We start from the raw sequence: 14,438 nt of genomic DNA on the forward strand, positions 1-14,438 counted from the left end.
TGAAACAAGTTCAGCTTAAATCCTCGTAATCACATTCAGCTTTTGTATTTTCGCATTCGTGAGTATTTATCAAAACATTTTATTAGCAAAAAAAGAAGGCAAAAAGTTATTGGCTGTTCTTATAGATCCAGAAAAAATAGACTTAGAAAATATTGCTGCTTTTTTTGAAAAAGTGCATCAATCTATTGCTACACATATTTTTATTGGCGGAAGCACAGATATAAATAATCAAATAGAAAATGTAGTTTCTGAAATTAAAAAAACCACACATTTACCCGTAGTTTTATTTCCTGGTGATGTTTCTCAGATTTCAGAAAAAGCAGACGGAATTTTATTTTTAAGTTTACTTTCTGGCAGAAATCCTGAATATTTAATTGAACAACAAATAAAAGCTGTTCCATTATTAAAAAATTCTTCTTTAGAAATTTTACCAACTGGATATGTTTTAATCGACGGACAAAAAGAAACCGCAACTCAAAGAGTTAGCAACACAAAGCCAATTGCGCAAGAAGATGTAGAATTGATTTTAAACACTTCTTTAGCAGGCGAATTCTCTGGCAAAAAGTTAATCTATTTAGAAGCTGGTTCTGGTGCAACTGTGCCAGTTGATGCAAGTATTGTTACTATTGTAGAGAATAGTTTAGAAATTCCATTAATTGTTGGTGGCGGTATTCGTTCTAAAAAACAATTAGATATAGCTTTTGATGCTGGTGCGGATATAGTTGTAATTGGTACTGCTTTCGAAGATGATGAAACCTTTTTTGAGGACTTAAAAAAATAAAAAATGACAGAAATTTTTAACCTCTTGTTTGAGCAATACAAAACCTACGAAACAATAGATATTGTCTTAGAAATTATTGCCGTTATTTTTGGGTTTTTATCGGTTTGGTATTCCAAAAAAAATAAAGTTTTAGTTTTTCCGACAGGAATGATAAGTACCTTAATTTTTGTGTATTTATTGCTAAAATGGGAACTTTTAGGTGATATGATGATTAACGCTTATTATTTTATAATGAGTATTTATGGTTGGTATATTTGGACCTACAAAAGCGATGGAGAACGCGAAACACCAATTTCTAAAACTACTTATAAAGAGAAAAAAATAAGTGTTTTAATATTTATAGCAACATTAATTTTTGTGTACGCTGTTTATACTTATTTTGAAAAATGGACAAATTGGACTGCTTATGTAGATACTTTTACAACTGCCATTTTCTTTGTAGGTATGTGGTTAATGGCGAAACGTAAAATAGAAAACTGGATTTTTTGGATTATTGGAGATTTAATTTCTGTACCTTTATATTTATACAAAGGATTTACCTTTACTAGTTTTCAATATTTCGGATTTACTTTTATTGCCATTTTTGGCTATTTAGCATGGAAAAAGAACTTAAACAAGACCCCATTAACATCGTAAAAGTTGTTTTATTTGGCCCAGAATCTACAGGAAAAACAACACTTTCTAGACAATTAGCACGTTATTACAATACGGTTTGGGCTCCGGAATTTGCACGCGAATATCTGCAAGATAAATGGAACAATGAGCGCAAAACTTGTGAGAAAGATGATTTATTACCAATTGCAATTGGACAAATGAAACTAGAAAATTCGTTAGCAAAAAAAGCAGATAAAATACTTATTTGTGATACAGATTTATTGGAAACAAAAGTATATTCAGAAGAATTTTATGGTGGTTTTGTAGATGATAAACTAAATGAAGCAGCTACTAAAAACCAATATGATTTGTATCTATTAACTTATATCGATACACCTTGGGAAGCTGATGATTTACGTGACAGGCCAGAGGAAAGACTCGAAATGTTTAAAGCTTTTGAAAAGGCCTTAATTAAAAACAAAAGACCCTATCTTTTGTTAAAAGGAGATAAAGAGACAAGGTTAAAAAACGCTACAGAAGCTATCAATAAAATTATTGAAAATAAAGATAATTTACACTCATTTTCAGATTCGTTACTAGATTTAGATATGCATTTTTTACATCAAAATTCTGCAGATTTTGGAAATTCTTTAGACTATTAAAATGAACTTAGAATTAATTTTAAAAGAATTAAATTTTAAAGCAATTAGAAGTTCTGGTGCTGGTGGGCAACATGTTAATAAAACATCTTCTAAAATAGAATTAACTTTTGATTTAGAAAATTCATCAGCAATAACTGATGAAGAAAAAGTTTTATTGCAAAAAAACCTTTCTACAAAACTTACTAAAGAAGATGTACTAATTATATTTTGTGAAGAAACAAGATCTCAACATAAAAATAAAGAATTAGCTATTAAACGTTTTTTAGAATTAATTAAAAATAATTTAATTGTTCCTAAAAAACGTAAAAAATCGAAACCATCTAAAAGTGCTATCAGAAAAAGACTAGATTCTAAACAGAAAAATTCTGTAAAAAAAGCATTAAGAAAAAGACCTAAATTAGACTAACTCATATTTAATAAGCTTCGGCAATATTTACATAGAAGTTTCCGTCTGTTTCGTTTCCTGCACCATAATCAAATCTTATATTTAATTTCTCTTTTTTATCTAACATAAAACGAAGTCCTACACCATAATTTAACTTTAAATCGCCAATATTTAAATCAGTAGTTTTATTAAACACATCTCCTGCACCAATAAAACCTACCAAACCAAATCTACTATCTTTAAACGTTTTTCTATATTCAATTTGAGCTGCTAATAAGTTTTCTTCTATAAATCTTCCTTCTAAATAACCACGCATTATTTGTTCGTTTCCTAATAACGCTAACTCAGATAATGGCACATTTCCGTTCGCAAAATGACCAACTGCTTGTATAGCAATTACATCATTATTAGATGCTGAAACTTTAAAATAATGACGTAAATCGAAACGTGTTAAATCAAAATCATGCGTTCCGCCCATAGATGTGTTGTAAAAACCTCTAGTTAATTCGAAATACCAACCTTTAGATGCATTTAAAATATTATCTCTACTATCATACAAAACTGCCAACTCAACACCTGTAGAAGTAGAACCATCATAACCTGTTGGTCTAGTTGCATCTAACAGACCTTTTTCTTCAACTTTAGTTTTATAAACTTTGTTGTATCTAACTCCACCACCTAAAAACAAATATCTTGTAAACGCTCTTTTTAATAAAATTGGTTCGATTAAAAATTGATACGTATCATAAATTTCTTCATTAGATTCTGATGTATCTGTACCAATTCCGTAGTAATATTTTGGATAATTTTGAAAACTCAAATTACCAGAAATCACCCATTCTTCTTGATTTGTAAAAATCTCGAATCCTGAGTAAATAAAAAACTGATTATTTAAAGTGTACAACATAGAAACAGGCATATTAGACGTTCTTGTTTCATCTCCACTTCCTTTAAATTTAAACAAATATTTTGCGCCAACACCAAACCCTAAACTAGTTTCTGGAGAATAACTAACAATTGGTGCTGTAATTATTTTTGATAAATACAAGGTAGAATCTTTAGCTACTTTATCTTTATTCGGATAAAATGTAAAATATTCTACAAATTTATCTAAACCGGTTTCTTTTTTAGATTCACCTTCCTGAGAATAAACAGTTAAAGAAAGTAGAAGAGCGAAAAATAAATTAACGACTCTTTTAAAAAGGTTGTTTGATGGATTGGATTTCATGATTGATTGATATTTTGCACAAATTTAGTGCTGATTTTTTATACACATTAACTCATATAAAATTTTACTTAATGGTAATGATAGTTATAGAACTTAACTAAAAGTTAAAATAAATCACTTTTTAGTTCCGCATTAAACTATTCTAGCTTAATTTTGCATTGTTCTCATAAAGGGGTGCTTAAATAGGCTGAGATCATACCCAAAGAACCTAGAACAGGTAATGCTGTTTAGGGATTTATAACAAAGTCATTAAGAAGTTTTAACTACAATAGGTTTAAAAAAACAAAACACTATTACGTTGCAAACTCTTCTAAATGCCAAAACTAATTATTCAAAAAAAGTCACAGAATAATTGCCTCTTTTTATTCGTTTTATATTATTTAAAATGAAAAAAATTACAATTTTTTTATTCTTATTAGTAAGTATACTTACAAATGCACAATCCTTTAAATTTTCTGGAACTGTAATAGACGAAAACGAAAACCCTTTACCAGGAGCATCTGTTTACATTAAAGAAATTAAAAAAGGAACATCAACAAATTTTAAAGGAAACTTTAGTTTGCAACTTAAAAAAGGTACTTATACAGTAGAAGTTTCTTTTATTGGTTACAAAACTATTTCGCAAAGAGTTTTACTTTCTAAAAACGAAGAGTATTTTATAAAACTTAAAACAGGTTCTATGGTTTTAGACGAAGTTTTAGTTGCTGCCGTAAGAGCAAATACCGATGCTCCGGTAACATTTTCTAACTTATCTAAAAAAGAAATTGCAAAACGTAATCTAGGACAAGATATTCCTATTCTTTTAAACTATATGCCTTCTGTTGTTTCTTCATCAGATGCTGGTGCAGGGGTTGGTTACACATACATGAGCGTGCGTGGTTCTAATGGAGAAAGAATTAATGTAACCGTTAATGGTATACCTTATAACGATGCAGAAAGCCACGGTACTTTTTGGGTTAATTTAGGTGATTTTGCATCTTCAACTCAGAACTTACAATTGCAACGTGGTGTTGGTACTTCTACAAATGGTTCTGGTGCTTTTGGGGCAAGTTTAAATATTTTAACAGATGCTGCTCAAGAAGAAGCATACGGAGAAATATCAAACTCTTTTGGCTCTTTTAACACAAGAAAACATACTGTAAAATTTAGTACAGGTAAAATTAACGATCATATAGAAATTGCAGGTCGTTTGTCTAATATTTCTTCTGATGGATATATCGACAGAGCATCATCAGACCTAAAATCTTACTTCTTACAAGGAAGTTATATTGATGATAATACTTTAATAAAAGCAATTACTTTCGGAGGAAAAGAAAAAACCTACCAAGCTTGGTACGGTACGCCTAAAGTAAGATTAGAAAATGATGCTCAAGGTATCGAAGATTATATTACAGATAACTTTTTAAGTGATAGCGAAGCAGAAAATTTAAGAAATTCTGACAGAAGATACAATTATTACACTTATGATAATGAAGTAGATAATTACGAGCAAAACCATTATCAATTGCACTGGAATGAGCAATTAAACGATAATTGGTCTACAAATTTAGCATTAAACTACACAAAAGGTTCTGGTTACTTCGAACAATATAAAGTAGAAGAAGATGCAGCAGATTTTAATAATTTAATTGTTGATGGTTCAGATGTTATTGTAAGACGTTGGTTACAAAATGATTTTTATGTTGCTAACTTTAATGCTAATTACAAAAACGAATCTTTCAATGTAATTTCTGGTATTTCTTATTCAAATTATACCGGAGATCATTTCGGAGAAGTGATTTGGGGAGAAGATTTAGCACCAAACACAAAAATTAGAGATCAGTATTATTTTTCTGATGCTAAAAAAACCGACTTTTCTGTTTTTGCAAAAGCAAACTTTAAAATTTCAGAAGATCTTTCTGGTTACTTAGATTTACAAAGTCGTTTTGTTAACTACCAAACAAATGGTATTACTTCTGATTTAGAAAACATTGCAGTAGATGCAAATTTTGATTTCTTTAATCCTAAAGTAGGACTTACATATAAAGTAGATCCTAATAATAGTTTATATACTTCTTTTGCTGTAGCTAATAGAGAGCCAAATAGAAATGATTTTGAAGGAGGCGTAAACACACACGAAACTTTAAATGATTTAGAATTTGGTTGGAGATTAAAAAGTGAGTATGTAAAATTAAATACAAATGTGTACTATATGAATTATAAAAATCAGTTAGTATTAACTGGTGCTTTAGATGACGTTGGTGCACCTATTAGAGCTACTTCTGGAGACAGTTATAGATTAGGTTTAGAAATAGATGCAGATATTTATTTAAATGAATATTTCTCAATTAAACCAAATGCAGCTTTTAGTTCTAATAAGAATAAAAACTTTGTTGCCAAAATAGACGGTGCTTTACAAAATTTAGGAAATACAGACATTTCATTTTCTCCAGACGTAGTTGTTGGAAATATGTTTATCTACAAACCATTAGAAAACCTACAAATTTCTTTCTTATCTAAATATGTTGGCAAACAATATATGAGTAACTTAGGTAGCAAAGTTTCTAATAGTGATATTATAGACAGTTATTTTACTTCAGATTTAAACTTTGTGTACGAAGTAAAACCTAATAAAATTTTTAAATCAATTGTATTTACTGCTTTAATAAACAATATTTTTGATAGAGAATATGTAGACAGAGGTTACTATGGTACTTTTGATGACACTTGGTCAGATCCAAATAAAACAACTACTTTAGATTATGCCGGTTTTTACCCTCAAGCAACTAGAAACTTCTTAGTTGGTGTAACGCTAAAATTCTAAAAAATATACTTTTTTAATCAATTTTGGTTAATAAAATCATAAAACGAGCCTTTTTCTTTGAAAATCGCTCGTTTTTCTGTATATTGAAATTCTATGAAAAAACCTTTAAACTTCAATTTTTTTAGCATAAAAACTACGCTTTTCTACAGTGTTTTTACCAAGAAGTTTTACCCACAAGTTTTCTAGACATCTTATCCCTTTTCTTTTTTCTCTTTTAAAGAACAAATCTAATTAAAAGAGTAGCTCACTTCATTCAAAAAAATAAACTAAAAATTTATGAGACAACTTAAAATTGTAAAGCAAGTAACCAACAGAGACGCAAAATCTTTAGAAAAATATTTTCAAGAAATAAGTAAAATAGGTTTAATAACTGCAGACGAAGAAGTAGAATTGGCTCTAAAAATTAAAACAGGAGATTCAATTGCGTTAGATAAATTGGTAAAAGCTAATTTAAGGTTTGTAGTATCTGTAGCTAAGCAATATCAAGGGCAAGGTTTAAAACTATCAGACTTAATAAACGAAGGTAATTTAGGTTTAGTAAAAGCTGCAAAACGTTTTGATGAAACAAGAGGTTTTAAATTTATTTCTTATGCTGTTTGGTGGATTCGTCAATCTATAATGCAAGCTTTAGCAGAACAATCTAGAATTGTAAGATTACCATTAAATAAAATTGGTAGCATTAGTAAAATCAATAAAATTTACGCTAGACTAGAGCAAAATGAACAACGAATGCCTACAAATAAAGAAATTGCACAAAGTTTAGACATGACAGAAACAGAAGTAGAACAATCTATTAGAAATTCTGGTAAATCTTTATCTATGGATGCACCTTTTAAAGACGGAGAAGATTCTAATTTATACAATGTTTTACAGTCTGATGAATCTCCTAAACCAGATAAAGATTTAATGAACCAGTCTTTGAAAATAGAAATCGATCGAGCTTTAAACACTTTAACATCTAAAGAAGCTAAAGTTTTAAAAATGTATTACGGTATTGGTAATGAAGTTGCTACAAGTTTAACTGAAATTGGCGAAAAATTCGATTTAACTAGAGAAAGAGTAAGACAAGTAAAACAAAGAGCAATAAGACGATTGCAATCTAAATCTAAAAATCAAATGCTAAAAACATACTTAGGATAAAAAAAAATTACTTTTAAAATAAAAAATCTCAAAATTTACATTTTGAGATTTTTTATTTTTATGAATCTATTCTGCCAATAGCGCAACTAACAAATGACTTTGCTTTATGAGCTATGGTGTTTTTATCTCCTACTTCCGGATATCCTAATTTGGATAATTTTTCTTTTATCAAATCTAAATTTTCGTTTTCTGATGTTATGGTAACCGTAGAATTCTCTACTTCAACTTGCACATCTGTAACTTCATTTATACTTAATAAACCTTTTTTTATTGTAGCAGCACAACCACCACATTTTAAATTTTCTATTTTTATTTCTGAAATCATACTATCTAATTTTCTTTTTTCCATTGATTATATCCACCTAAAACATTAACGCACTTAAAACCTGCTTTACTTAATATTTTAATGGCTTTTTTACTTCTATTTCCGCTTCTACAATACACAAACACCTTTCGATTTTTATCTAACTTTCTTGAGGCATTATCATAAAAATTTGCATCAAAATAATCTACATAAATCGCAGTTTTTATAAAACCTTGTTTAATTTCTTTAGCTGTTCTAACATCTAATAATTGTATGCTATCTTCTTCTAAAATACGTTTTAATTCTAAAGTAGTTATATTACTTGTATCACTTTGAGGTTTACAAGTAATAAAAAACATAGATGCAACTAATAAACAAATAAAATGTTTCATTAAAACTATTTTAAAGTAGACGGACAAACGGCAGCAGTTGTGTCGATATCAGTTTTTCTTATTGCACCAAAACCACCTGCCACATCAATTACATTATGAAAACCTCTTGCTTTAAGTATCGAAGCAGCAATTACAGAACGATAACCACCTGCACAATGTATATAAAAATCTCCTTTTTTTGGAAATTGTGAAATATGATCATTTAAAAAATCTAAAGGTGTGCTTTCAGCAACATTTATATGTTCGCTAGAAAACTCACCCGGCTTTCTTACATCAAAAACAGGCATGTTTTCTTTTATTTTTTCTTCTAATACAGATGCAGAAACAGATTCTAAAGTATCAATTTCTTTTCCTGCTTGTTTCCAAGCATCAAAACTACCTTCTAAATAACCTAATACATTATCAAAACCAACTCTAGATAATCTTGTAATTGTATCTTCTTCTCTACCTTTTGCTGCTACTAATAAAATTGGTTGTGTAATATCTTTTATTAATGCACCAACCCAAGGTGCAAATCCGCCGTCTATTCCAATAAAAATAGATTGAGGAATAAATCCTTTTATAAACTCTGTTTGATGACGTACATCTAAAATAATAGCATCAGTTTCGTTTGCAACCAGTTCAAAATCTTTTACAGACAATGGTTTTGTAGATGTTTTTATAACATCATCTATAGATTTATAACCTTCTTTATTTAATTTAACATTTAAAGGAAAGTAAGCTGGTGGTGGTAATAAACCATCTGTAACTTCTTTTATAAACTCTTCTTTTGTCATGTTAGCTCTTAAAGCATAATTTGTTTCTTTTTGATTACCAATTGTACCTACTGTTTCTTTACTTAAATTTTTACCACAAGCAGAACCCGCACCATGTGCTGGGTAAACAATAACATCATCTGCTAACGGCATAATTTTAGTTCTTAAACTATCAAATAGAAAACCAGCTAAATCCTCTTCTGTAATATCTCCTTTTTGAGCTAAATCTGGTCTACCAACATCGCCTAAGAATAATGTATCTCCGCTAAAAAGAGCATGATTTTTACCATTCTCATCTTTTAACAAATAACAAGAACTTTCCATTGTATGACCAGGTGTGTGTAATACCGTTATAGAAATATCTCCAACTTTAAAAACTTGATTATCTTCTGCTATTATTGCATTAAAATTAGTTTTTGCCGTTGGACCATAAACAATATCTGCTCCTGTTTTTTCTGCAAGAGTTACGTGCCCACTAACAAAATCTGCATGAAAATGTGTTTCAAAAATGTACTTAATTTTTGAATTAGTTTTTGCTGCTCTATCAATATAATCTTGTACTTCTCTTAAAGGATCTATAATTGCTACTTCTCCTTTACTTTCAATATAATAAGCACCTTGTGCTAAACAACCTGTATAAATTTGTTCTATTATCATAATCTGTTCTTCATTTATTACACTTCAAAATAACATCAATAGTGAAAATTACTAAATGATATTTATCAGTTTTAAGTTAAAGCTTAATCGTAAGCTTGATGTATATATTTCGCGTATTTCTCTTGATGCGATCGGTCTCCGGTTTTATAGAATTTTACCGCTTGGTTTGCACGCATAAAGAAATGTTTTAAATCAATAATTTCTAAAATTCCACTTCTAAATAAATCGTCTCTTACAGGACCTTTAACACCTGCAAAATAGAATGTAATATTTCGTTTTTGACAATATTTAATTCGTTCTTTAAGCATTTCTACTCCTGTACTATCAACTCTATTAATACTTTCTGCATCTAATACAATCAATTTTAATGCAGAACCTTTTCTACACATCATTTCATCAAGTTTATCTCTAAAATAACTAGAGTTTGCATAAAATAATTGTGCATCAAATCTAAAAACTAGAATATCATCATCAATAACAACTTCATCAAATCTGTTTTTATTTCTGTAAAAATTAGAGTTTGGGACTTTACCTAATTCTGCTACATACGGTCTCGAGGTTCTAAAAATCAAAATGATTAGAGATAAACCTACACCAACAATAATACCATATTCAATTCCAAGTAATAATGTGGCCAAAAAGGTTGCTAACATTAACCAAAAATCGAGTTTATTTGCTTTCCATAAAAAACGCGCCTCTTTAAAATTTACCAAACCAAATACAGCAACAATAATAATAGCTGCTAAAACTGTTTTTGGTAAATGATAAAATAAAGGTGTTAAAAATAGCAACGTAATTACCACCATAATTACAGATATTAATGCTGCCATACCTGTTTTAGCGCCACTTTCTTGATTTATTGCAGATCTAGAAAAACTAGAAGTACTTGGGTATGCTTTAAATAAAGAACCAACCATATTACTAATACCTAATGCTATTAATTCTTGATTTGGTCTAATACTATATTCGTCTTGTTTAGCTTCTAAAGATTTACCAATAGAAATGGTTTCTAAATAACCAACCATTACTAAAGTTAAAGCAATAGGCATTAACTCTTTAATTTGATCAAAATCAAAAGTTGGTAGTTCAAACTTTGGTAATCCAGACGGAATGTCTTTTACAATAGAAACATCTTCAAAGCTTTTACCAAAGTATTTCATTGTGATAATACCAAGAATAACAACAATTAATGCATTCGGAATTTTCTTATTTATCTTACGAAAGAAAATAATTACAATTACAGAAAACAAACCTATAACAGTTGTATGGTAATTATAATTACTAATATTATAAATAATGTCTTCTAAAATTATCTGAATTTGATCGCTCTGAACAAAATCTACACCTAATAAATTTCTAAATTGATTAAAACCAATAATCAGTGCTACTGCAGATGTAAAGCCAGTAATAACAGGTTTTGACAGGAAATTCACAATAAAACCGAGACTAAATACTCCCATTATAAACTGAATAGCACCAACCATTAAAGCCAATAATATTGCAATAGAAATGTAACTTTCAGATCCTGCCAAAGCTAAGGTAGAAACACCTGTAGCAACAATTAAAGAATCCATTGCTACCGGACCAATAGCTACTTGTCTAGAAGAGCCAAAAATAGCATACATAATCTGTGGAACCAACGCACAGTATAAACCATAAATTGGTGGTAAACCTGCAATTAAAGCATATGCAATTCCTTGTGGAATTAAAATAATTCCTACAGTTATACCCGCTACTAAATCTCCTTTAAACAGCGAAGAATTGTAGTTTGGCAACCATTCTAAAATAGGTATTATCTTTTTTAAGTTCATTAAAACAATTCTCCTTGATTAGCTCCTTTTGTTCTTCCTAAATGCTTATATGCTAACTCTGTTACTTCTCTACCTCTTGGAGTTCTCATTATAAATCCTTGTTGTATAAGAAAAGGCTCATAAACTTCTTCTATTGTTTCTGTATTTTCAGAAACAGCAGTTGCAATTGTACTAATACCAACTGGTCCTCCTTTAAATTTATCGATTATTGTAGCCAAGATTTTGTTATCCATTTCATCCAAACCATGGGCATCAACATTTAATGCTTTTAAAGAATATTTAGCTATTTCAATAGTGATATTCCCTTCACCTTTTATCTCTGCAAAATCTCTAACCCTACGCAACAATGCATTTGCTATTCTTGGAGTTCCTCTGCTGCGACCAGCAATCTCGATCGCTGCTTCCATAGAAATAGGAACGCCTAAAATGTGCGCACTTCTTTGAATAATAGTGGTTAATAAATCCGTTTTATAATAATGTAATCTACTACTAATTCCGAAACGTGCACGCATTGGTGCAGTTAATAATCCAGATCGAGTGGTAGCACCAATTAAAGTAAAAGGTTCTAAGTGAATTTGAACTGTACGTGCATTTGGACCAGACTCAATCATTATATCTATTTTGTAATCTTCCATTGCAGAATACAAGTACTCTTCTACTATTGGACTTAAACGATGTATTTCATCAATAAATAAAACATCTCTTTCATCAAGATTTGTAAGTAATCCTGCTAAATCACCAGGTTTGTCTAAAACAGGTCCAGAAGTAACTTTAATTCCTACTTCTAATTCATTTGCTAGAATATGTGCGAGTGTCGTTTTTCCTAAACCAGGAGGACCATGGAATAAAGTATGATCTAAAGCTTCATTCCTTTTATTTGCTGCCTGAACAAAGACTTTTAAATTATCAATAGCTTGATCTTGACCCGTAAAATCATCAAAAGATAAAGGTCTTAACTTCTTTTCAACATCAAAGTCTTCATTAGAAAAGTTACTATTGTCAGGATTTAAGTTTTCATTCATAAAACAAAGATAATATTATTTAAAATACTAAAATGTAAGTTTTGTTACACAAAAAAACCTTTCCATTGCTGGAAAGGTTTTTTAAATTATATTTTATAATTATTAAGATGGTTCTTCACCGTCTAATAATGGTGTTGTTTGTAAAACAAAATCTTCACCATGTAAATAATCACTATCATCATCATTAGGATCTACACGCTTACTGTAATCATATGCCCATCTATGAACTTCTGGTAATTTACCAGGCCAGTTACCATGTACATGCTCTACCGGTGTTGTCCATTCTAAAGTGTTAGATTTCCATGGGTTTTGTGTTGCTTTTTCGCCTCTATACATAGAGATAAAGAAATTAGCAATAAAGAATATCTGAGCGATACCACCAACCAATGCAAAAATTGTAATAACAACATTGATATCTGCTAAATCATCAAACATTGGAAAATTTGTGTTTGTATAATATCTACGTGGTAAACCTGCTAAACCTATAAAGTGCATTGGCCAGAATACTCCGTAAGCACATATAATACTTAACCAAAAATGCCAATAACCTAAAGTCTTATTCATCATTCTACCATACATTTTTGGGAACCAATGATAAACACCAGCAAACATACCAAAGATTGCAGAAACACCCATTACTAGGTGGAAGTGAGCCACAACAAAGTAAGTATCGTGAATATTAATATCTAAAGCAGAATCTCCTAAAACCAATCCTGTTAAACCTCCTGTTACGAAAGTAGAAACTAAACCAATAGAAAATAACATAGCAGGATTTAATTGTAAGTTACCTTTCCATAACGTTGTTACGTAATTAAACGCCTTTACTGCAGAAGGAATTGCAATTAATAAGGTTGTAAATGTAAACACGGATCCTAAGAAAGGATTCATTCCAGAGATAAACATATGGTGACCCCAAACAATTGTTGATAAAAATGCAATTGCCATGATAGAACCAATCATTGCTCTATATCCAAAAATTGGCTTTCTTGCATTTGTAGAAATAATTTCTGATGTAATACCTAATGCAGGTAATAATACAATATATACCTCTGGGTGACCTAAGAACCAAAATAAGTGTTCAAATAATACTGGTGATCCTCCTTGGTAGTGTAATACTTCACCAGAAATAAAAATATCTGATAAGTAAAAAGATGTACCAAAACTTCTATCGAAAATCAATAATAAAGCAGCCGATAATAATACAGGGAAAGAAACTACACCAATTATTGCTGTAATAAAGAATGCCCACATAGTTAGTGGCAATCTTGTCATTTTCATTCCTTTAGTACGTAAATTAAGAACGGTAACTATATAATTTAATGATCCTATTAAAGAAGATGCAATAAATATAGCCATAGAAACCAACCATAAAGTCATACCCATACCAGAACCAGGAATGGCTTGTGGTAAAGCACTTAATGGTGGATAAATAGTCCAACCTGCTGCTGCTGGTCCAGCCTCAACAAATAAAGACATAACCATAATTATACTAGACAAGAAAAACAACCAATAAGAAACCATGTTTAGGAATCCTGAGGCCATATCTCTAGCTCCAATTTGTAATGGAATTAATAAGTTTGAAAAAGTACCACTTAATCCTGCTGTCAATACAAAGAATACCATAATAGTACCGTGTATTGTAACTAATGCTAAATACATATCAGGATCCATAATACCATCTGTTTGATGAGAACCTAAAAATGCTTCAACAATTGAAAAAGAAGTATCTGGCCATGCAAGTTGTAAACGGAATAACATAGACATTAAAACGGCTATAATACCCATAAACATACCAGTTACTAAAAACTGTTTAGAGATCATTTTATGATCTTGACTAAAAATATATTTTGTTACAAAAGTTTCTTTATGATGATGTTCTGACATAATCTTACTTGTTTGTAGTA

Annotated in this window: 13 protein-coding genes and 1 riboswitch; of the genes, 6 read left to right on the plus strand and 7 right to left on the minus strand. The window is 30.0% G+C overall.

Translation table 11 applies throughout. The features are described 5' to 3' along the window. Nucleotides 1-58: 58 nt before the first annotated feature. Genes BXQ17_RS08550 through arfB form a run of 4 tightly spaced genes read left to right on the plus strand, consistent with a single transcriptional unit; the run spans nt 59 to nt 2,443 of the window. Complete coding sequence (locus BXQ17_RS08550) at nt 59-781, plus strand: geranylgeranylglyceryl/heptaprenylglyceryl phosphate synthase (RefSeq protein ID WP_077810244.1); 723 nt, start codon at nt 59-61, stop codon at nt 779-781. Between the two features lie 3 nt (nt 782-784). Then, nucleotides 785-1,417, plus strand: coding sequence for a nicotinamide riboside transporter PnuC (pnuC, locus tag BXQ17_RS08555; RefSeq protein WP_077810245.1), 633 nt, complete (start codon nt 785-787; stop codon nt 1,415-1,417). Then, nucleotides 1,378-2,037, plus strand: a complete 660-nt coding sequence (locus BXQ17_RS08560; protein WP_077810246.1) for an AAA family ATPase — start codon at nt 1,378-1,380, stop codon at nt 2,035-2,037. The genes pnuC and BXQ17_RS08560 overlap by 40 nt, the downstream gene beginning before the upstream one ends. Nucleotide 2,038: 1 nt before the next feature. Beyond that, complete coding sequence (gene arfB / locus BXQ17_RS08565) at nt 2,039-2,443, plus strand: alternative ribosome rescue aminoacyl-tRNA hydrolase ArfB (RefSeq protein WP_077810247.1); 405 nt, start codon at nt 2,039-2,041, stop codon at nt 2,441-2,443. Nucleotides 2,444-2,450: 7 nt separating this feature from the next. On the opposite strand, the gene BXQ17_RS08570 is transcribed toward arfB, so the two are convergent. Next, on the minus strand, nt 2,451-3,650 hold the full coding sequence (locus tag BXQ17_RS08570; RefSeq protein ID WP_077810248.1) for a BamA/TamA family outer membrane protein: 1,200 nt from the start codon (nt 3,648-3,650) through the stop codon (nt 2,451-2,453). A gap of 160 nt (nt 3,651-3,810) precedes the next feature. Next, a riboswitch (TPP riboswitch) is annotated at nt 3,811-3,902 on the plus strand. Nucleotides 3,903-4,035: 133 nt separating this feature from the next. Here BXQ17_RS08570 and BXQ17_RS08575 point away from each other — a divergent pair. Both BXQ17_RS08575 and BXQ17_RS08580 read left to right on the plus strand, forming a co-directional pair. After that, complete coding sequence (locus BXQ17_RS08575) at nt 4,036-6,453, plus strand: TonB-dependent receptor (RefSeq protein ID WP_077810249.1); 2,418 nt, start codon at nt 4,036-4,038, stop codon at nt 6,451-6,453. A 276-nt stretch (nt 6,454-6,729) separates the two neighbouring features. Continuing rightward, the gene (locus tag BXQ17_RS08580) at nt 6,730-7,593 is read left to right on the plus strand and encodes an RNA polymerase sigma factor RpoD/SigA (protein WP_077810250.1); all 864 of its coding nucleotides are present in this window, start codon (nt 6,730-6,732) and stop codon (nt 7,591-7,593) included. Between the two features lie 58 nt (nt 7,594-7,651). On the opposite strand, the gene BXQ17_RS08585 is transcribed toward BXQ17_RS08580, so the two are convergent. From BXQ17_RS08585 to BXQ17_RS08610, 6 genes are all read right to left on the minus strand, one after another. Then, on the minus strand, nt 7,652-7,942 hold the full coding sequence (locus tag BXQ17_RS08585; RefSeq protein ID WP_254712353.1) for a heavy-metal-associated domain-containing protein: 291 nt from the start codon (nt 7,940-7,942) through the stop codon (nt 7,652-7,654). Continuing rightward, entirely contained in the window at nt 7,924-8,289 is a 366-nt protein-coding gene (locus BXQ17_RS08590; RefSeq protein ID WP_077810251.1) for a rhodanese-like domain-containing protein, read from the minus strand. Before BXQ17_RS08590 ends, BXQ17_RS08585 begins: the two co-directional genes overlap by 19 nt. Before the next feature lie 5 nt (nt 8,290-8,294). Then, a complete protein-coding gene (locus BXQ17_RS08595) occupies nt 8,295-9,701 on the minus strand; it encodes a rhodanese-like domain-containing protein (protein WP_077810252.1) in 1,407 nt (468 codons plus the stop codon). A gap of 83 nt (nt 9,702-9,784) precedes the next feature. Next, on the minus strand, nt 9,785-11,512 hold the full coding sequence (locus BXQ17_RS08600; protein WP_077810253.1) for a SulP family inorganic anion transporter: 1,728 nt from the start codon (nt 11,510-11,512) through the stop codon (nt 9,785-9,787). Then, entirely contained in the window at nt 11,512-12,534 is a 1,023-nt protein-coding gene (gene ruvB / locus BXQ17_RS08605; RefSeq protein WP_077810254.1) for a Holliday junction branch migration DNA helicase RuvB, read from the minus strand. Before ruvB ends, BXQ17_RS08600 begins: the two co-directional genes overlap by 1 nt. Before the next feature lie 102 nt (nt 12,535-12,636). Next, on the minus strand, nt 12,637-14,418 hold the full coding sequence (locus tag BXQ17_RS08610; protein WP_077810255.1) for a cbb3-type cytochrome c oxidase subunit I: 1,782 nt from the start codon (nt 14,416-14,418) through the stop codon (nt 12,637-12,639). Nucleotides 14,419-14,438 lie beyond the last annotated feature (20 nt).

Source organism: Polaribacter sp. BM10, from assembly GCF_002005425.1.
In the GTDB taxonomy this organism is placed as follows: Bacteria; Bacteroidota; Bacteroidia; order Flavobacteriales; family Flavobacteriaceae; genus Polaribacter; species Polaribacter marinaquae.